Origin of the sequence: Robertkochia solimangrovi (genome assembly GCF_007279655.1) — a bacterium.
Classification (GTDB): Bacteria; Bacteroidota; Bacteroidia; order Flavobacteriales; family Flavobacteriaceae; genus Robertkochia; species Robertkochia solimangrovi.
On sequence record NZ_QKWN01000001.1, the window covers coordinates 592,767 to 610,778 of the forward strand.

22 protein-coding genes are annotated in these 18,012 nt (G+C 41.1%); 9 read left to right on the forward strand and 13 right to left on the reverse strand.

The features are described 5' to 3' along the window. Positions 1-59 precede the first annotated feature (59 nt). A complete protein-coding gene (locus DMZ48_RS02555; RefSeq protein ID WP_143953523.1) occupies positions 60-902 on the forward strand; it encodes a universal stress protein in 843 nt (280 codons plus the stop codon). 14 nt (positions 903-916) lie between these two features. Here DMZ48_RS02555 and DMZ48_RS02560 read toward each other — a convergent pair whose 3' ends face one another. From DMZ48_RS02560 to DMZ48_RS02585, 6 genes are all read right to left on the reverse strand, one after another. Next, entirely contained in the window at positions 917-1,294 is a 378-nt protein-coding gene (locus tag DMZ48_RS02560) for a SpoIIAA family protein (RefSeq protein ID WP_143953524.1), read from the reverse strand. Positions 1,295-1,349: 55 nt separating this feature from the next. Beyond that, positions 1,350-1,748, reverse strand: a complete 399-nt coding sequence (locus DMZ48_RS02565; RefSeq protein WP_242009085.1) for a DUF1398 domain-containing protein — start codon at positions 1,746-1,748, stop codon at positions 1,350-1,352. Positions 1,749-2,120: 372 nt separating this feature from the next. Further along, complete coding sequence (locus tag DMZ48_RS02570) at positions 2,121-2,846, reverse strand: Bax inhibitor-1/YccA family protein (RefSeq protein WP_143953525.1); 726 nt, start codon at positions 2,844-2,846, stop codon at positions 2,121-2,123. A 16-nt stretch (positions 2,847-2,862) separates the two neighbouring features. Next, positions 2,863-3,285 (reverse strand): hypothetical protein, encoded by a 423-nt coding sequence (locus tag DMZ48_RS02575; RefSeq protein ID WP_162558653.1) that lies wholly within the window; start codon positions 3,283-3,285, stop codon positions 2,863-2,865. Between the two features lie 119 nt (positions 3,286-3,404). Continuing rightward, complete coding sequence (locus DMZ48_RS02580) at positions 3,405-4,436, reverse strand: hypothetical protein (RefSeq protein ID WP_143953527.1); 1,032 nt, start codon at positions 4,434-4,436, stop codon at positions 3,405-3,407. 42 nt (positions 4,437-4,478) lie between these two features. Next, a complete protein-coding gene (locus DMZ48_RS02585; protein WP_143953528.1) occupies positions 4,479-5,204 on the reverse strand; it encodes an SIMPL domain-containing protein in 726 nt (241 codons plus the stop codon). A 132-nt stretch (positions 5,205-5,336) separates the two neighbouring features. On the opposite strand from DMZ48_RS02585, the gene DMZ48_RS02590 reads away from it, so the two are divergent. Then, positions 5,337-6,686: a TlpA family protein disulfide reductase gene (locus tag DMZ48_RS02590; RefSeq protein WP_143953529.1), complete on the forward strand. Its 1,350-nt coding sequence runs from the start codon at positions 5,337-5,339 to the stop codon at positions 6,684-6,686. A gap of 9 nt (positions 6,687-6,695) precedes the next feature. Here DMZ48_RS02590 and DMZ48_RS02595 read toward each other — a convergent pair whose 3' ends face one another. Continuing rightward, positions 6,696-7,520, reverse strand: a complete 825-nt coding sequence (locus tag DMZ48_RS02595) for a cyclase family protein (RefSeq protein ID WP_242009086.1) — start codon at positions 7,518-7,520, stop codon at positions 6,696-6,698. Positions 7,521-7,707: 187 nt separating this feature from the next. Between DMZ48_RS02595 and DMZ48_RS02600 the strand changes: the two genes are divergently transcribed. After that, positions 7,708-8,262: a peroxiredoxin family protein gene (locus DMZ48_RS02600; protein ID WP_143953530.1), complete on the forward strand. Its 555-nt coding sequence runs from the start codon at positions 7,708-7,710 to the stop codon at positions 8,260-8,262. Continuing rightward, positions 8,249-8,692 carry a protein-disulfide reductase DsbD domain-containing protein gene (locus DMZ48_RS02605; RefSeq protein WP_143953531.1) on the forward strand — a complete coding sequence of 148 codons (444 nt, stop codon included), beginning with the start codon at positions 8,249-8,251 and terminating at the stop codon, positions 8,690-8,692. Before DMZ48_RS02600 ends, DMZ48_RS02605 begins: the two co-directional genes overlap by 14 nt. A gap of 22 nt (positions 8,693-8,714) precedes the next feature. On the opposite strand, the gene DMZ48_RS02610 is transcribed toward DMZ48_RS02605, so the two are convergent. From DMZ48_RS02610 to DMZ48_RS02625, 4 genes are all read right to left on the reverse strand, one after another. Continuing rightward, positions 8,715-9,515 (reverse strand): response regulator transcription factor, encoded by an 801-nt coding sequence (locus tag DMZ48_RS02610; protein ID WP_143953532.1) that lies wholly within the window; start codon positions 9,513-9,515, stop codon positions 8,715-8,717. A gap of 297 nt (positions 9,516-9,812) precedes the next feature. Then, the gene (locus tag DMZ48_RS02615) at positions 9,813-12,041 is read right to left on the reverse strand and encodes a TonB-dependent receptor (RefSeq protein WP_143953533.1); all 2,229 of its coding nucleotides are present in this window, start codon (positions 12,039-12,041) and stop codon (positions 9,813-9,815) included. Positions 12,042-12,127: 86 nt separating this feature from the next. Beyond that, positions 12,128-12,553: a hypothetical protein gene (locus DMZ48_RS02620; protein ID WP_143953534.1), complete on the reverse strand. Its 426-nt coding sequence runs from the start codon at positions 12,551-12,553 to the stop codon at positions 12,128-12,130. 119 nt (positions 12,554-12,672) lie between these two features. Further along, the gene (locus DMZ48_RS02625; RefSeq protein WP_143953535.1) at positions 12,673-13,671 is read right to left on the reverse strand and encodes a succinylglutamate desuccinylase/aspartoacylase family protein; all 999 of its coding nucleotides are present in this window, start codon (positions 13,669-13,671) and stop codon (positions 12,673-12,675) included. 366 nt (positions 13,672-14,037) lie between these two features. On the opposite strand from DMZ48_RS02625, the gene DMZ48_RS02630 reads away from it, so the two are divergent. Genes DMZ48_RS02630 through DMZ48_RS02645 form a run of 4 tightly spaced genes read left to right on the forward strand, consistent with a single transcriptional unit; the run spans position 14,038 to position 16,002 of the window. Further along, positions 14,038-14,346, forward strand: a complete 309-nt coding sequence (locus tag DMZ48_RS02630; protein ID WP_242009087.1) for a TM2 domain-containing protein — start codon at positions 14,038-14,040, stop codon at positions 14,344-14,346. Next, positions 14,346-14,762, forward strand: coding sequence for a DUF2752 domain-containing protein (locus DMZ48_RS02635; protein ID WP_143953537.1), 417 nt, complete (start codon positions 14,346-14,348; stop codon positions 14,760-14,762). The genes DMZ48_RS02630 and DMZ48_RS02635 overlap by 1 nt, the downstream gene beginning before the upstream one ends. Next, positions 14,759-15,196 carry a magnetosome magnetite crystal formation protein family gene (locus DMZ48_RS02640; protein WP_143953538.1) on the forward strand — a complete coding sequence of 146 codons (438 nt, stop codon included), beginning with the start codon at positions 14,759-14,761 and terminating at the stop codon, positions 15,194-15,196. Before DMZ48_RS02635 ends, DMZ48_RS02640 begins: the two co-directional genes overlap by 4 nt. After that, on the forward strand, positions 15,193-16,002 hold the full coding sequence (locus DMZ48_RS02645; protein ID WP_143953539.1) for a M48 family metallopeptidase: 810 nt from the start codon (positions 15,193-15,195) through the stop codon (positions 16,000-16,002). Before DMZ48_RS02640 ends, DMZ48_RS02645 begins: the two co-directional genes overlap by 4 nt. A 5-nt stretch (positions 16,003-16,007) precedes the next feature. Here the strand turns inward: DMZ48_RS02645 and DMZ48_RS02650 are convergent, their stop codons facing one another. Beyond that, on the reverse strand, positions 16,008-16,205 hold the full coding sequence (locus DMZ48_RS02650) for a hypothetical protein (RefSeq protein ID WP_143953540.1): 198 nt from the start codon (positions 16,203-16,205) through the stop codon (positions 16,008-16,010). 235 nt (positions 16,206-16,440) lie between these two features. On the opposite strand from DMZ48_RS02650, the gene DMZ48_RS02655 reads away from it, so the two are divergent. Next, positions 16,441-17,154: an SDR family oxidoreductase gene (locus DMZ48_RS02655; protein ID WP_143953541.1), complete on the forward strand. Its 714-nt coding sequence runs from the start codon at positions 16,441-16,443 to the stop codon at positions 17,152-17,154. Positions 17,155-17,163: 9 nt separating this feature from the next. Here the strand turns inward: DMZ48_RS02655 and DMZ48_RS02660 are convergent, their stop codons facing one another. After that, the gene (locus DMZ48_RS02660) at positions 17,164-18,012 is read right to left on the reverse strand and encodes an alpha/beta hydrolase family protein (RefSeq protein ID WP_143953542.1); all 849 of its coding nucleotides are present in this window, start codon (positions 18,010-18,012) and stop codon (positions 17,164-17,166) included.

An 18,012-nucleotide genomic window follows, 5' to 3' on the forward strand; every position in this document is an offset into this window, starting at 1 on the left:
GTTACATACTTGTTTTAAGTGGCTGTATTTCGTAAATTACGGAGTAAATTATACGAGTCATGAAGAAGGTAATTGTCGCAACGAATTTTATGCCGGAATCTATTAATGCACTTCATTATGCAGCCGGTTTAGCACAGGAGCAGAATTATGAATTGATCCTTTTTTATCTTTACAATCCTTCCATCCATGCGATTAATGCAAGGATTTCCATGAGCTCCATGGAACGATTGTTCTCCCATAATGAAGAAAAGCTGATCGCTTTGGGAAAAGAGATTATCGAAATGTATAATGTCCGGTTGCAAACGCATTTTGCTACCGGTGATTTTTTTGAAGAACTAGAGTTATGTATCAATGCTTTTGATGCAGATCTTGTCGTAATGGGAATGGCGCAGAAATCTATCGAACAGGACATTTTAGGAAATACTACCACAGCCGCCATTAAAAGGTTAAAAGTTCCGTTACTTGCGATACCAGTAACCGCAAAATATCAAGGAATTAAGAACATTCTCTTTACTGTCGATGTATTTCGCTGTCTTCATAAACGTGCGCTTAATCGAATCAGAGAAGTCGCGAAGGATTTTGGCGCTGTCGTAGAAGTTTTCCATGTCAAGGAAGAGATCAGGAAGATTCAAGAGTCCCGGATCGGCAGAGAACTGATCGAGGAGGAAATGAACGATGTTTCCTATTTCTATAAAAATATCGAATCTCCGGAGATCGTAAAAGCTATTCGTGAGGAGATACGGGAAAGCAATTCAGACTTGCTCATAATGATCCCATTGAAATATGGTTTCTGGGATTCATTGGTGCATCGCAGTAAAACGAAGATCATGGCAGCAGGAGCTAAGATTCCTTTGTTGTCTTTACCGGCCGTTCGTTATATGCGTGAAACTCAAATTGCCTAGTTTCAGTTCGTTTTTCATGAAACAAACTCCATAGCCTCTTTCATTTGAGAGACATCGAAATATCGCTCGTACCGACCTTCACTGGCACGGGCAAAGAACAAGTTGTCGATAGGCACCAATGCTTTAATAATATTGGAATGGGCAACGATCGCGAGATGTCCCATTTTTTTGTAATTCCTGAGACTCCATAAAATGTCTTCCATAAATGCTTTGGTACTGGAATGGCTTATTTTTAGCTCATCGAGTTTTACCAGGACATTTACCTGATCAAAACCTTCTTCCAGTTTAGCATGGAAGAATTTCTGTGCCAGTTTCTCATCATTTTCTGTAAAGCCGTCTATCACTTCGATGGCTAGCGTATTTCCTTTAAAAGTTTGCAATTGTCCTATCATAATATGTCATTTTTATCGGATGAAAATGAAGAACAAGCGTTGTGGGAGGAAAGCGTTATTCCGGGATCGACTCGCAGAAGATCGCATTCCCATCGCTGTCATAATAAGTGCAGGTAAGTTGTCGAAGTTCGACGACCCATTTTTCGATCCCCGATCGGGCACAGTCCTTGCAAAATCGGAAATAATCTGTTTCCCCGGATTGATGTGCCTTCAGGTTATTCAGGAAACTTTCTTTATTGGATTCTGCAGCGATATGGAGATCTTCATGCAGGGGCGGACTAAAAAGTTCATAATGATCTGAACCGTAATAGATGGTCTGGTTGTCTTTAACCCGGGTTTCAAAGGCGATAACCCCTATTTTCCGGATTTCCCTGATATATTCAGGAAAATCTTTACCAGAACGAACTTTGGCAAGTGCAGCGGTGATCTCATCCAACGTAAACATGGTCTTCATTCCATTAATGACTCTAAGGTACTTAATAAAATAATGATCATGAAGTTAAAATTCTTCATTTTGGTTCTCCTTTCCAATTCCAATTCATTACCCCGACCCTAAAGGGTGGGATTGGAGGTTTTGAAAAGGGAAAAAGTCTTTCCCTCGGCTCCCTTTAGGGCTGGGGTCAAGCGAGGGGAAAGGGCGATGTGATTTGTATTTTCCAATTCCAATTCATTACCCCGACCCAAAAGGGTGGAATTGGATAATTTTAGAAGGGTGCAATGTTTGCCTCGGCTTCCTTTAGAGCTTGAGCCAAGTAAGAGAAGCAGGGAAGTAGGAAGACAGAAAAGCAGTAAACGGAGAACAGTCTACTGCTTTTCTGTTCACGGTTTATTTTCTTCTTCCGAATAAACGGAGTAGGTAGAGGAAGAGGTTGATGAAATCCAGATAAAGTGTAAGGGCTCCTAAAATAGATTCCTTTTTATCTTCATCAGTTCCTTCGTTACCAATGATATTCATATTCTTGATCTTCTGGGTGTCATAGGCTATCAATGCTACGAATATCAGTACGCCTGCATAGGTAGTGATCCAGTACAACATTTCATTCTGAAAGAAAAAATTGACCACCGACGCGATGATGAGTCCGATCAATCCCATAAAGGCTAAGTTGCCGATAGTGGTAAGGTCTGTTTTGGTGTAATAACCGTATATGCTCATGACTCCGAACGTACCGGCTGTGACCGCAAAGGTTGTGGTTAGCGAAGCACTGGTGAAAACTAAGAAAATTACTGAAAGGGTTAAACCGTTTAGTGCAGCATATCCCATAAACATGATAATAGCGGTATCTGCTGATATCTTGTTGATACGGGCAGCAATGAATCCAACACATAGGATTTCTGCAAACAGGAGTGCGTAAAAGACGATTCTGTTTCCAAAGATAAATTCAACTATCTCCGGAGTTATGGAAACACCATAGGCAATGCTCCCGGTGAGTAATAACGCACCTGACATCCAGGCATAAACCCGTGACATAAAGTTTGCTTGTTCGATCTTGATCTGTTCCTCGGTAAATTGACGAGAAACTGTTTCTTCCTGCGGTAGTTCAGGTATTTGCATAGTATAGTGGTAAAAATTAGGATTTACGGTTTTTCAGGATTTTTTTGATAGATCGTGAAGGGTTGATGTTATTCTTTGGATCGGCACAGTAATCGACCAGTAATTTTTCAGATCTCTTATAGATTTCTTTACCTGATAGTTCGAGATCCGGATTATCTAAAACAGTCTTGGTCATGGCCGCCATATACAAACCGAGCAGTTCATCATTTCCTTTGGTGAGATCCATGGCATCTTTGCTGATATCGAAGGTATAATCCGGAGTGCCCTGCATCCAGTTGATTATAAAACTAACGGCTCTGTAGCGATTGGCCTTTTTGTAATCGGCGGGGTTTTTAAAGAGAAAATTGGCACATTCCAGAACGAGGTCGCTATTGTCGTTATAGCTTTCGGCTGAGTTGAATTTTATGTCCTGAATGATCTCGAAATTTTGTGCTGTCATTCCGGTAAAAAGGAAGCAGCAAAGTAGTATTAATATGTATTTACACATGATAAATTAGATTGAACATTGTTATTTTTTAATGTTCGGGGGAGTGGTTAAATGTAGGAAAATATTTTAGTTTAACCACACCAGTGAAATAATTTGATGTAGTGATATTGGCCTTGCTTTAACCCGGCACATTTCTCATGACCCCTTTCGTCTTTTTTCTCTTTCTCCTGGAATGTAGGTAGTCCTATTTCAGCCCTGCGACGGTTGATAGCTTCGAACTGCGTGGAATCTTTCGAGTACATCCATTGATTGTAGAATTTCTCTTCACCAGTCTTATGGGATCCATATTGTGCCTGGAAGTCCATAATAGAGGCGTAATGTTCAGGTACAAGGTTTCCTTTTTTAACTTCTTTGTTTAACAGGGCATTGTATCGTTCCGTTTTTGGCCGGGAATAATAATGCAACAGAACAAGCTTAGCGGTATTATTTACGAATGCCCATCGGAAAGCATCATTGGGAACATATCCAACCGGATCAGATCCTAATTTGCGTTCTCCCGGATATCCGTATTGTTCTATTAGAGGCATGAGTTGTTCTTCTACGAGATGGCTTACAATACTGTCATAGATCTGCTCATATTCTTTTTCTCGTTCCGGGTGTTTTTTCGGCATGGTTTCTAAATAATATACCTTCCATTTTTGATCTTTAATAGCAATTTTACCTATAGTGTCATATAAGAATTTATCGATCTGTGCAGCATAGGCATCTTTGTTTTCCAGATAGGTCTGTTCGAGATATTCATAAAGGTGCTCTTCTTGTATAAATGAATTCAACAGCGAATCCTTTTCCAGGTATTCAGGTTTTAATCCGGATCGGAAGGCGATTCCTGAAAGATCTTTGAAATGCAAAGGGTCTTTTAACATGGCGGAAACCTGAAGGGAGGTATAACAATGATTGGTGAGTGGCCTTTTGGTGAGTTTAAAGGCTTCGTCATAATAATGCTGTGCCTCTCCGATCTTTTCGTTTAGTATACTGCTTTCGGCTTTATTGATGATCCGGGTATATTCTATATAATCGGGCGCTGCAGTAATCGTGATTTCAGGTTGCGGTTCTGTGATATTTATGATCCTGAAAAGGTAAATAATTAGATAAAAGTATATCATGCTTTCCGTGTTTTTGGTTTTGTTGTTATGGGATTCAGGGCTTTATAGATCTTCCAGTTTGAACCGCACCAGTATTTTATATTCCATTTTGATTTTTCCGAATTCAATCAAAGGCTGTGACGCCCGACTTCCATAAATGGCAGCATTACCTCTTATGGTAATGGCATTCGAGATACCCATCATATTTCCCTCATACACATTGGTATCACCATTCTCCCGGATGAAGATCGCCTTTCCGGTCTTTTGTCCGATTGCGGAAGTAAGCTTTTCCGCTTTATTCTTAGCGGCTTTTATCGCTTCGATCTTCACTTCTTCACGGAATTTTTCAATTTCGGAATGGGAGATTCTTGAAACGGTACAATTAGAGATGTTATTTTCAGACAACGCCTTGATGATCTCCCCGGCGGTTGCTGCGTCCTTAACCTCTATTTCATATTCTTTTTGTGTGAATACGTCCGATTTTCCGATCCAATAGTTCTTGAAGTTACTATTGATGTCCTTGATACTGAGCGCTTCGTCAACATCTATTTCCAGATTTTGCAGCACATTGACCAAATAACGTTCTGATTCCTGAAGCGATTGTTTTCCTTTACGCTCTTCTTCGTCTATAATGACTTTGAGAAAGATCTCATCAGGAATGATCTCCATCTCTGAAGTTCCGGTGACCTCGATATAATTCTCATCGATAAAGTTCTTTTCCTGGAAAGGTTTTGCAAGCATAAAGCTAACCTGTAAGATCAGCGCAAGGGTGATTATTGTTTTTTTCATAAAATGTAGGAATAGTCTTGATTTCCTCTAATTTAGAAAATAACTTTGAAATGCATGTATCCCTTCGATCACAGCATAAACATCACCTAATATTTCCTTACTTTGTACTGCTAATATTTAATCGATATTCCATTGAATCGTCTTCTTTATAAACTAAGCCTTGGATTTGTATTGACCGGTTTGCTATTAATATCCTGCCAGCGATCCGCCCCTTTATATTCCAAATACCATATTCCAGACATTTCAGTTTCTGACAGTTTGCGAATCTATGCAATGAATGGTGACTTGATCAGGGTGCTTCCGGTTAATTCAGAGGCCATCTTTGAAGACAGTATTCCTGAATTTATTACAATACATGCTTTTAATGGCGGTCCTGGATATTTTGCGTTAAACGTTCCCGGGGTGGATAAAAAAATCGGGATCGGGAAGGATTCTTTAGTACATACCGAAAACATTGCCGACTCTTTGCTCAATGCTTTGGATAATGGAACCTTAAAATTTCTGAATCAACACTATGGTACTTTAAGAGGTTTTAAGTCGGCGGACTCACTTAAGCGCTTCATGGATGAATTCATAGAGGAACGCGATCAGGATCTTGAAACGTATTCAGGAAGGATCTCAGCTGATGAATTTAAAATGCTAAGCTATTATAATCATTATCGTATATACACTTTTATGATACTGCATATGGGGATGGCGGTCAGGAATTTGGATCCGTCAGATCCCTATTTCGACATGATTCGTGATATCCCTGAATATGGTCCCGGGATACGTTCGCTACCGGTGCTTACACTTATAGCTTATAAGATCAGGTATGTACGTCAGTTTGGAAAGATCGTAGATGTGGGTTCTTTTCTTGATTATGTGGGGAGGCTTGGAAAGGATCGATCGGAAAACGATTTTATGAAGGCCATCGCCATTGAGGAGATCGTTAAGCATCCGGAGGTATGGCCTGAGGAAAATGTGATGCTGACTTCGGGAGTATTTCATGGAATCATGCGAACGGAAGTAGATAACCCGTATTACAATACTATGCTGGATGCCTATTTTCGTTTTAAGAAATTAGAGGCAGGGGCTGTTGCAAGAAATTTTAAAGGGGTTGATCGCCATGGTGATACCATTCAATTAAAGGATCTTAAAGGCAAAATTCTGTTGATCGATCTCTGGGCTACCTGGTGTGCTCCTTGTCTCCGGGAAAGACCGAATGTTTTGGAACTTGCCAATACTTACAAAGATGATCCCGATGTCGCTGTGATAACGATCTCTCTTGACGCTAAAAAGGAGAATTGGGAGAATTTCTTAGAAAACAATTCGGTCAATCCTGATTATGAGATCCTGATTGAGAACGGAATGGATCTTGATTTTGGTGAAAATTATTCGGTTAGTACTATTCCCAGGTATATGGTCATCGATAAAGAAGGAAAAATCCTGGAAGGGTATCTCGATACTCCGGAAGATTTTCAAAGGCTTTTGGAAAATTAGCGTTCCTGATCATTTTATCAGGGCTATAATTCGCAAGGGGCCGCCACTGCCTCCTTTGATCTTCATCGGTAGCGCAAATACCTCAAAATTCGTGTCGGGAATATCTTCAAGCCTGGTTAGGTTTTCAAAGACTGGAATATTGGCGCCCAGCAGGATCACGTGGGTTTTGAAATATTCAGATTGCCCGTAGTCAATACTCGGTGTATCGATGCCCACTGCTTTAACATTTCGATTTTGAATAAGCCAGATTGCCGCTTCCGGAGACAATCCGGGAAAATGCAAATCTTTGACAGCGTCAGGTCCTTTCGCAGCGGTGCCGAGATATTTTTTAGGGTCAGGATAATATTTTGAATGTCCGGTTTGTAAGAGTACGATACTATGCTGTGGAATTTGAATCCCGTTTTTAACCTCCCAGGATCTGAGGTCATCCTCACTGATCAAATAATCTGGATCATCCGCCGCCGCTGCAGTAACGTCGATCTTTATGGCCGGCCCGATCAGATGATCAAGTGGGATCTCATCGGTGGATTGTCCCGATTCAGAAAAATGAATGGGAGCATCAAGATGCGTACCCCCATGTTCCGCAGCACTGAAATTGTTGGCAGCATAATAATACCCCTTTTCGGTCATTCCCTTGAAAACAGAGTCCAGGTGAAACTCTTCTGCGGTCACCCAGTACACGGTTTCAGATGAGAATGAATGCGAAAGGTCGACATATTTTGCTGAGGTAGAGGCCTCGGGTCCAACCGTATTAGAACCCTGGTGTGTTTTTGAATTTTGATTGCAAGCTGTAAGGAACAGCCAGCACAAAAGAGGGAGGACTACTTTCATCATTTAGGCTATCGAATTTAACATCTGACTTTACAGTAATTTATTGAATTTTAATTTGATGTCAAATTAAATCAGTTCATACGAATATAAAATCGGATGATGGGTATCGTTTGTTAATTTAGAGATTTAAATAGCATAAGTCGCTGACATACAGTATCTTTAGAGATTAGTCTAACTAATTAAGTTTCTGATGAAAAGCGTAGTTTTAGGCATCTTCCTGCTCTTGATGGGAAGTTGGGATCTGGCTGCTCAGAATAGGGTTGCGGCAGATATGTCGGTTAAAGCCCCGGATTTTACGCTTTCCGATCTTAAAGGAAACCAAGTAAGTCTGTCTGATTATGCAGGCAAGTACCTAGTGATCCATATCGCTACTACCTGGTGTCCCTTTTGTAATGCGGAGGCACCTTATCTGGAGGGATTATTTCAAAAATATAGGGATCGGAATGTTGAGGCGCTCATCATTGATGTAAAGGAACCGAAAGCGTTGGTTGTGGAAAGATTGCAGCAACGTTTCAATTTCAGTTTTCCTTTATTACTGGATGAGGATGGAAGTGTTGCAGCGAGTTTTGCACCTGATAACGTTTTACCCGATCTGGCCAGAGATGAAGTGATGCTGGCTTCCAATCTACTTATTGATCCTGAGGGCAGGATTCAGTATATGTCATTGCTCGATTCTAAAAACTTTGATGCAAAACTTGTTGATCTGCAGGAAAAACTTGAATTGTTGTTGAATGATGATGAATAAATGGTTAATTATTTTTTTTCTGCTGATCTCGTTTCAGCAAACACTACAGCCTGTTTCCTTTTCTTCGGCGGAATCAGAGTCCAATGGTGATGGAGTCCTTGTATATTTACGATTTTCTATTGCTCCGGGCTTTCATCTTCAATCCGATCGCCCTCCGAATCCTGGCCTTATTCCTACGTCTGTAGAACTCGATCTTCCTGAGGGTATCTATATTCAGAGAATCGATTTTCCGGATGCAGAAGAATTTTTACTTGCCGGTACCTCCGAGCCTTTATATGTATTTTCCAATGAACTGGAAGTGGTGATCCGACTTGTGAGTTCAGGTTCAGTTGATTATCCGGAAACAGTTCATGGCAAACTGAATTTTCAGCCTTGCGATGACATGAAATGCTATTATCCCCGAGAACTATTTTTTGAATCCGGGATCTGAAAATTAACGGTTTGGAATATAATTATATGAGTCCGTCCATGAGACATTTCACCACAAGTTCTGTCGTATTGGAAGAACCGGTTTTGTTCAACATATTATAACGATGCGTTCGGATAGTATTGTAAGAAAGGTTCAGCTGATTGGCTATCTCCTCTGCTTTTAATCCTTTAGCTAATAATTTAATGATCTCCTTTTCCCGTTTTGACAGCATTGCGGTAGTATTCTCCTGCTTACGTTCCCTGCTTAACCGGGGATCGAATTTTCCGGAAGATACGTCTACATTGAGATAGGATGGTTCTCCGGTTAGACTTATAAAAGAAATGGTATTCTTATGTATCGGATGTAAATGTCCGATATCACTATTACTGATAAAGGCATGTCGAATAAAACCATCTTCATTAAGAGTCAGACCAGAAGTCGTATGCAACATAAGCCTTAAATTGTTATTACCGTCAATGATCTGGAAAGTGTAAATGGCTTTATAATGAAGTCGTTGCGATGGTTGCAAAAAATTGCATAGGAAATCCTGCTTTACGGCCTCCTTGAGTTTGAGTATTTCGAGATCCTCCTCACTGTGTAGTTCCAGAAGTTTCTTTAAGGTGATGTCTTTGGTTGAAACGTTGAAAAGTGAGGTCACGGCAGGAGAAATGAATTCGATCCGGAGGTCATAGAGATTAACTACATAGAAGTAAGCAGAATTAGGGGTAAAGAGATCTGCCATCTTAGCTAAGAGAGGTTTTTCGCTAAATGGCAAAAATTCTGCAATACGATCAGAATATCCCGATTTCAGGACATACTCTATGTCGGAAATATGATCCACCATAGTGTTTAGTAAAAGCTTAGTTAGGTTGACGGTGAAGGTATAAAAAAAGGTGTCAGAAGTGCACCAAGAATATGTTAATTATTTCGAATCCGAGGGAAATTACGCATAAAAGCGTATTGTTTCTATGGGTTTTCTTGGGCATCTTTGGGATGCTTATTAGAATTCGGGTAAAACCGAATATTTAGGCTATGACTTGGCCGGATTGAACGCCCGGCTTGATTATTCTCGTGGGAACCAACCTATTCCTGCTACATTAAATTATTAAATAAAAGGCTGCCCAAACGGGCAGCCTTTTCATTACAACTGTATGGTGATCCTTCCCCGGATCGAAAAGGGAGTTCCCGGGATAAAGTGAATCTCGTCCACGGGTTCCGTTTCATTCCATAATCGAGTTTCAGTCGCAAATTGCGTTTCTTTCCATTCCGTATCAAAAAGGTTTTCCACAATAATACCGAAATTCCATTTTCTAAGCTGGTACCCAATATTCAAATCGGTCACGAAATACCCTGCCGCTTTAATGGAATTATCTTCATTTGCAGGTCTGTCTTTTACATACCGGTAATTGATATTGCCGGAAAAATCACCCAGATTCATGACCGAGATTCCTCCTGTGGAAGTTAATTCCGGCGCCAGTGGAATAAAGTCTTCTCCGGAAGGCTCATCGATCGCTCTGGCATGCGCATAGTTAACGTCCGCATTCAGAAATAGCCAGTCCGTTGCCTGATATTTAAGACCGAGATCCAGTCCGTATCTTCGGGTTTTGCCCCCCGGTTCAACGATACCAGCGTCGCCTACATACACGAATTCCTGATCAAGAAAGAGGCTCCAAAGCGCAGCATTGATCACCCAATTCTTTCCTGGTTTAAAGATCGTTCCAAGATCCGCACCATAAGCAGTGGGTAAGATTTCCCGGTCGGTAGTCGTAACTACTCTGGAGTCATTCGAATGGAAACCAATTCCGGATTTCAGATAAACCTGAAGATCTTCATTAGATCGGTAAATGATGCTGAATTTCGGACTCACCTTTGCTGCAATTTCAGAAGCGGGATCATAAGCTTCCGTAAGAAGATCGTCATAATTAAAATTGAAATAATCAAGTCTGATTCCTGCATCAAAGGTGAATTTACCAGTGATATAGCCAATACCGCCAAAACCATACGCATTGAACTCATCGATATTTCCATAAGCCATCCGCTCCAGAAGCTCGGTTCTGTTTCTGGTATGGGAAAGTTCCACTTCATTTACATCATCATACCGAAATCCTATCCCTGCATGATATTTTAACTGATTGTCGGAATTCTTTAAATTGATGATCTCGTCATATCTACTTTCCATGCCCATCAATAATCGATCTTCTCGTTGTTTTATCTGGTCTCCGTTTACCGGATCTTCCAGAAAGAATGTGAAATTTGAATACAGATCAAAATCGTATGCTGTCACAAATGCCTTTGAAGTAAGGCTACTGTAATCATCGAATTCTTTACGGTGATTGACCAGTATATTTTGGCGGCTTGTTTCTCCCCCTTCGGTATCATCGATAGCGCCAAACCTGCTTATACTACCATTCTCCACTGCTCGTTGCGGGATTTGTCCGCTGGCGTCCCATTTGCTTTGAAAGTGGGATAGTGTTAGCATGAGCTCCTGCCCGTTATGATCGTTGAACGTATAACGACTCATCATATTTATCCTGTTGAAATTTTGTGGAGAATCGAAGTAGCCATCGGTTAGCAACAGCTCGCCTGCAAAGTATGCTTTATGCTTGTCTTCATCCAGTAACCGGGTCATGCCAACCAGTCGATAGGTGTTGAACATTCCGGTTTCTACACTTATTCGATTCGCCTCGATCGACTTTTTGAGGTTCATATTTACATATCCGGCTGTGGTAAAATTACCTTTATCCGTATAATAGCTGCCTTTTCCATAATCCAAATCTTCAATAGTTTCCGGTATTATAAAGTGAAGGTCTGAATATCCCTGCCCGTGTGCATGTGATACCATGTTCACCGGCAATCCGTCAACACTTAGGTTGATATCAGTTCCATGATCGATATCGAAGCCTCTCAGGAATATTTGTTCGGCTTTTCCACCACCGGCATGTTGCCCTATGATAAGGCCCGGAACCTTTCTCAGGATCTCTTGGGAAGATCTTACCGGATTCAGTTGTACATCGATGTTGGTCAGGGAACTGAGTTCATTAACCTTAGAAGTTAATACGATCTGATCTAAGGCGATATCAGATTCGGTCAATTGAAGAGTAACGGACGTTTCAAGGTCCTTTTCGGTTACATTGTACTGCATGGGTTCGTAACCGAGGTTATGAATGCGGAGCACATCGTTCACGCTGGTTTTTTTTAAGGTAAAGAATCCGCTGGCGTTGGTATAGGCATAAGTGCCGCTTTGGGTATTGATAATGCTTACCCCTTCAAGAGGTTTACCTTGCAAATTCTTTACAACTCCGGTTAGCTCGTGTGCCTGTAAGTGGAGGGCACAGCAGAGCATAACCAGACTAATGATCAATCTTGTCATTTCGTTTTATTTTAGGGTGTAGCCATGCAACCCGCAGCAATAAAATGAATTGTTTGCGTGGTTACCTGGAAAAAAATTATAAGTCTTTATGAGTTTGTGAAGAAGATCGGGGGTTTGAGCAGGGTATTATTTACATTCAATGGACTCATGTTATGAGGGCCAAAGTTTTCAGGACCCTGTTTTCTGATGAGCGTCAAGATTATAGAAGTCTCCGGAAGCAAATGCTTGTCCAGAATATTAGAAGACTCTTTCTTTAATGGAGTGTCGGGAGTCTCAGACTCCAATGAATCAGTCAGTGCTTTAAGCAATTCATGATCGTGCGAAGGTTGGTGGGCATGAGTGTCATGATGATCATGTTCCTGAGATTCAGCATGATGATGCGTTTCATTGCCTGCAGAGTGTTCATGGTCTGTGAAATGGTGACCTGAATTGAAGTTTCTGCTCAGTATATGAGAAATTTCATGCAATATTTCACCAGCAAGATGACCGTTCGGAAGAAGTATGTAGATCATGCTCCAACAGATCACCAAAAGGCGGGCGAGAGGTGTTAAAATATTGCTTTTTATAAATACCAAAGAAACGTTATTTAGGTGTTCTTTTCAATATATACGAAAAAACCTTGGTCCGGGTTTTATAATTTTTCCATAGTGCAGGGGATCTTTTCGATTTTGGTGCCAAGATTAAGGATTCCTGACCCGGTTTGTGCAATAGGGTTAATGTTTTTTGCGATCACGATCCCATTTTCAGGAGCAAAGAACTCTTTGGTTTTTTCGCCGAAGATATTTCTGACTTCTGCGATCTTTTCGCCTTTGGCAACCGTTTGCATAAGTTCAGGGAATACGGTTAAAATACCTCCTTCATTAGAGCGTACCCATTGAGAACTTTTACATAGCCAGGTATAATCCAGCGGACACGTTGGGACATATTCGGTCATCCCGATGAAAGACATCAGGTTATGAATCCCGGCGATGGCATCTTTAACTACCTCAGGCTGGAATCTCATGGGATCCTTGATCTCGAGCGTCAGTGATTTTATTCCCAGAGAGGAAGCGTGGCCTCTCAGACTTTGCTCGTCTGGTGTGCTGTGAAGAATCGCCTCCGGACTTTGCAGTACTGCGAGTTGGCGGGTGACACTATCATTGATATCGGCACGTATATGCCAGCAATTCTCTTTGCCAAAACCTGTGGTGTGTAAATCGAGAAAGTAATCGAAATGTTTAACCACCCTTTCGATAAGGCGGTTGACATAGATACTGCTCGGAATTCCAGTTTCAGAACCCGGGGCCTGACGATTGAGATCGAAATCATCATTGAAACGACGCTGACCTAATAAGACACCGGGAACATTGGCGACCAGAATACCGATCACAGTCCCATTGATCTGTGGTGCTTCACCGATTTCACGAAATAATTTCTGGATCACGTTGATCCCGTTCAATTCGTTACCATGTAAGGCTGCATTTAAACCCAGTACGGGTCCGTCTTCGGTTCCTCTTGCAATAAGCATGGGAATACGTATCGGTTCGCCGATACCGTTATTGATGATGTGTAACCAGAATTTGGAAACCTTTCCCTTTGGAAATTGTGAAAGGTCGAATGCTTTATCAGATTTAATAGCATTATACATCATAGTAGCGGGATTTCTTGCTGTTTTTATAAACCGCCAAATTTAAGCTTTTTACGAAAGCAAAATTTAGGTACTTAGAGAATTAACAAGTTGTTTTTGCCTGTAATAGAATTGATGGAAATCTATGCTCAGAAAAATAAGAATGATATTGATCAAAGCGTTAAACAGCAATAAAAATCAGAAGCGTATTCTGTGTAAGTGGAGAATATGTAAATATTTTTGTAAGTAAATTTCTGTTTAATTATCTTCGGCTGACCAAAAAAAATCAAAATTTGTTGGTATTTTTTCGGTGATCGTCAAAATTGAATATTAAATAACCCTAAATATAGATAATACCGTATGGAATCAAGTAAAGTGGACATGTTTATCATGTCGAATAATAAGTATTTTGAAAGTCATCAGGTAGCCGGCATACGTGAACAACTTCTTGGAATGGATGAAAGCAAATGGCCGATTTTACAAACACAACAGTTTAAAGATCCGACTACAAGTTTGATCGTTTCCCTGTTTGCAGGAAATTTAGGCATCGATCGTTTTATGATCGGGGATACCGGTCTGGGGATTGGTAAATTACTTACCTGTGGTGGTTTTGGTCTGTGGGCCATTATCGATTGGTTCATGATTATGGGAGCAACTCGTGAGCGCAATTTCGAAAAATTGCAATTGGCCATCGCCTGATGAGTCTTTCCCGAACAGGATTATACGCGACTGTTCTTTTAGCCTGTTCGGGAGGCTTTGCATGGTTATATTTTAACCATAGAAGTCCGGAATCCGATGGTCTTCTGTTTCCGGGATGCATCTTCAAAAAGATCACTTCTTATCCTTGTCCTTCCTGTGGAACGACAAGAGCTGTTCAGTTATTACAGGATGGAGAGCCTTTGAATTCTATTTTGATGAATCCTTTCGGGATCATTGTTGCAGGCCTGATGATCGTGTTGCCTGTTTGGGTCCTGGTGGATCTTTTTTCAAACGGCAGTAGTTTCCTGCGATTTTATGAAAAGATCGAGTTTAAACTTAAAAATCGAAAAATAGCCATCTTCCTGATCATTCTCGTTTTGTTGAATTGGGGGTGGAACCTATACAAGAACGTATGATACATCTCAGAACCTTTGAATATGTCCCGGGTGAGCACGAAGCGGAAAAAGCTTCGAATAGCTATCTGATGTCGTTGGTGGCACTGATTGCAGGTTTACCTTTGCCAATAGTTAATCTTTTCGCCACTTTAATCTTTTTTATGGGGAATCGTAAAAGTACATATTTTGTGCGCTGGCATTGTATGCAGGCACTTTTGTCTCAGTTCTCTTTGTTGTTTATCAATAGTTTCGGGTTTTGGTGGACTATGGGACTCATCTTTGGGAAAGAGGAAATAAGTGATCGCTATATCGCTTACATGATAGCGTTATTCCTCTTTAATCTGATGGAATTTATCGCAACGATTTACACGGCGATCAAGACGAGAAAAGGAGTGCACGTAGAGTGGTTCTTTTATGGGAGCCTTGCCAATCAATTAATCAAACCGAGATCATGAACAAAGTATTTATCCAGGGGATTATAAGTATTAGCTCCTTTTTTATAGTATGGTTGCTGCTTTCTGCAGTGTCATGGACAGAAATTTTCAGTGTTGAAGAGAACAGGAATGCCACGGAAGTGCGTTTGGGCAAAATGATGATCGATGACATTCGCGATAAATATGAAATCGAAGAAGAACAATTTGTTGTTCGGTCAGTCGATTCACTCGTTTATGAACTTTGTCGGGTAAACCATATTGATTCGGCCTCCGTGAAGGTTTATGTTGTAAAAACCAGTGAAGTGAATGCCTATGCGTTACCAGATGGAAACCTGGTCATCAATTCCGGGTTGATAGCTCGGGTAGAGCAGGAAGATGAACTCGCCGGAGTGATCTGCCATGAACTCGGGCATATCCAGCTTAATCATGTGATGCATAAACTGATCAAGGAAATGGGATTATCGGTAATTGTGGGGTTGACAACCGGAGGAGCTGGAAACGATGTGTTGGTACAGTCCGGAAAGATCCTTTCGTCTTCTGCTTTTGACAGGACCATGGAGAAGGAAGCAGATCTTACTGCAGTTACGTATTTAACCGAAGCAGAAATATCTCCCGAAGGCCTTGCTAATTTTTTATACAAACTTGCTGATTATCCCGGGAATGGGAATATCCTGAAGTCATGGGTAAGTACCCATCCTGAACTTAAAGAGCGCGCTGAATATATTATCAACTCCATGAATGATGAGGTGAAGCATACGAAGCAAATATTGGACCCTGCAACGTTCTCCGAGCTTAAAAGAAGAGTTACAGGACAGTTGGAGGAGTAATTATGCTACTGATTTTTTCGATATTGATTGATACTTAGAAGGATCATCAGTATCAGAATGGGATATATAATGAATCTGTCGATCCTTAACACCGGATCTGATGCGGGCAAACCTGCCTCCCAGTATTGAACCGCGATCTCCCAAACCAAATAGCCCAGAATCGCGATCACTGTAAACATCTGTAATTTGGTGGGTTCTTTCATCAAAGAAGTGTTAAATAGTTGATATACAAGTTAATAAATATTAATTTATTTTGATATTATCCCAATGATTCGTACATTTTTTAAGCAGGAAAGCAGTGAATGCTTTATGTTATGACGGTCCCCGCTTTCCTGCATAAAAGAGTCGTGTAATCGACTCTTTTATTTTAAGAAAATAATAACGAAACTTACTTTTCCTTTCTCTGTATCCCCGTTATCTTTAAGTAAAAAATCAACAATGACAGATCAAAATAAGGTGGCCTATATTACAGGAGGCACCAAAGGAATTGGATATGGAGTAGCAAAAGTACTCCTGGAGGCAGGTTATAATGTAGCGATCAGTGGTAGGGATAAAACCACGGCCGAAAAAGCTGCATTGGATCTGAATAATGACGCTGACAGGGTTCTGGGTCTTGGATCAGATGTTACAAACCTCAAAGATGAGGAGGCTGCGGTGGCATCGATTTTGGCAAAATGGGGAAGGCTTGATGTTGTGCTGGCAAATGCCGGACTAGGACATTTTGCTCCGGTTGATCAATTGGAACCTGAAAAATGGCATCAGATGATCGATACGAACCTCAATGGAGTTTTCCATACGCTGAAAGCATCAGTGGATGCGTTGAAAGATTCTAAAGGGTACTATATCACACTTGCCAGTCTTGCTGGAACGAATTTTTTTCCAACAGCATCAGGTTATAATGCCACCAAGTTTGGGGTTGTCGGGTTTACACAAGCTGCAATGCTCGATCTTCGTCAGTACGACATCAAAGTGAGTACAATCATGCCCGGATCGGTGGCTTCGCATTTTAATGATCATACACCTTCTGATGATGATGCCTGGAAGATTCAGCCTGAAGATATCGGGGAATTGGTTCTGGACTTGCTCAACATGCATCCTCGAACACTGCCCAGCAAGATAGAAGTTCGGCCTACGCGACCAGATAAAAAATAGTGATGCTTATTATTTCTCCAGTATAAAAGAGATCGAAGCTTCTGCGACCTTTGTGAAATCGTCCGGAAGCTTTTTTTCTTCCCATGGATGTATTCCTCCGAAAACATGATCTCCTCCGGAAATGGTTAGTAAACGGCCATCCTTCAGCCATTCTTCAAGTTTATGTGCTTCGGTAATGTTGACCGTTGGATCGGCATCTCCATGGACTACCAAAACCGGAATATTCAGATTTTTTGTAGCGGCTTCAATACTGAATCGAGCTTCATTTGCAATGAAATCTTCGTAAAACTGGTAAAAGTGAGGTAATTGTTGCCGGGTTCGTGTATTCTCAATATGGATGACTCCATTCGCCTTCCAGTAAGCCAGGGCCTTCTCATCGGCAAATCTTGATTTAAAGTCACAAACACTTGCCCAGGTGATTACTTTACGGATTCTGGAATCTTCAGAAGCACCGATGAGGGTAATACCACCTCCTCTCGAATGTCCGATAAGGTTTATATTGGAAAGGTCGGTATTTGGGCGAAGTGGAAATTCCTCACTATGAACCCAGTCAGTGACCATTGCAAGATCGTTCAGTTCCCTGCTGAAATTATTAAGTCCGAATCCTTCTGTATCGGGAAAATCTTCAGAACTTCCCGGAATAAAACCATTGTGGGAAAAGTCGAATTTGACGAAACAGATACCACACTCAGCGAATTGACGTGCAGCCATGTCCCAGTAACCCCAGTCTTTAAATCCTTTGTATCCATGACAGAAAATGACGATGGGTTGATTTTCTTTAGACGGATCACAATAAATATCAGCTGAAACCGGTCTTTGCTCCTTTGCATTCAGCAGATGATTTCTGATTATTTCCAT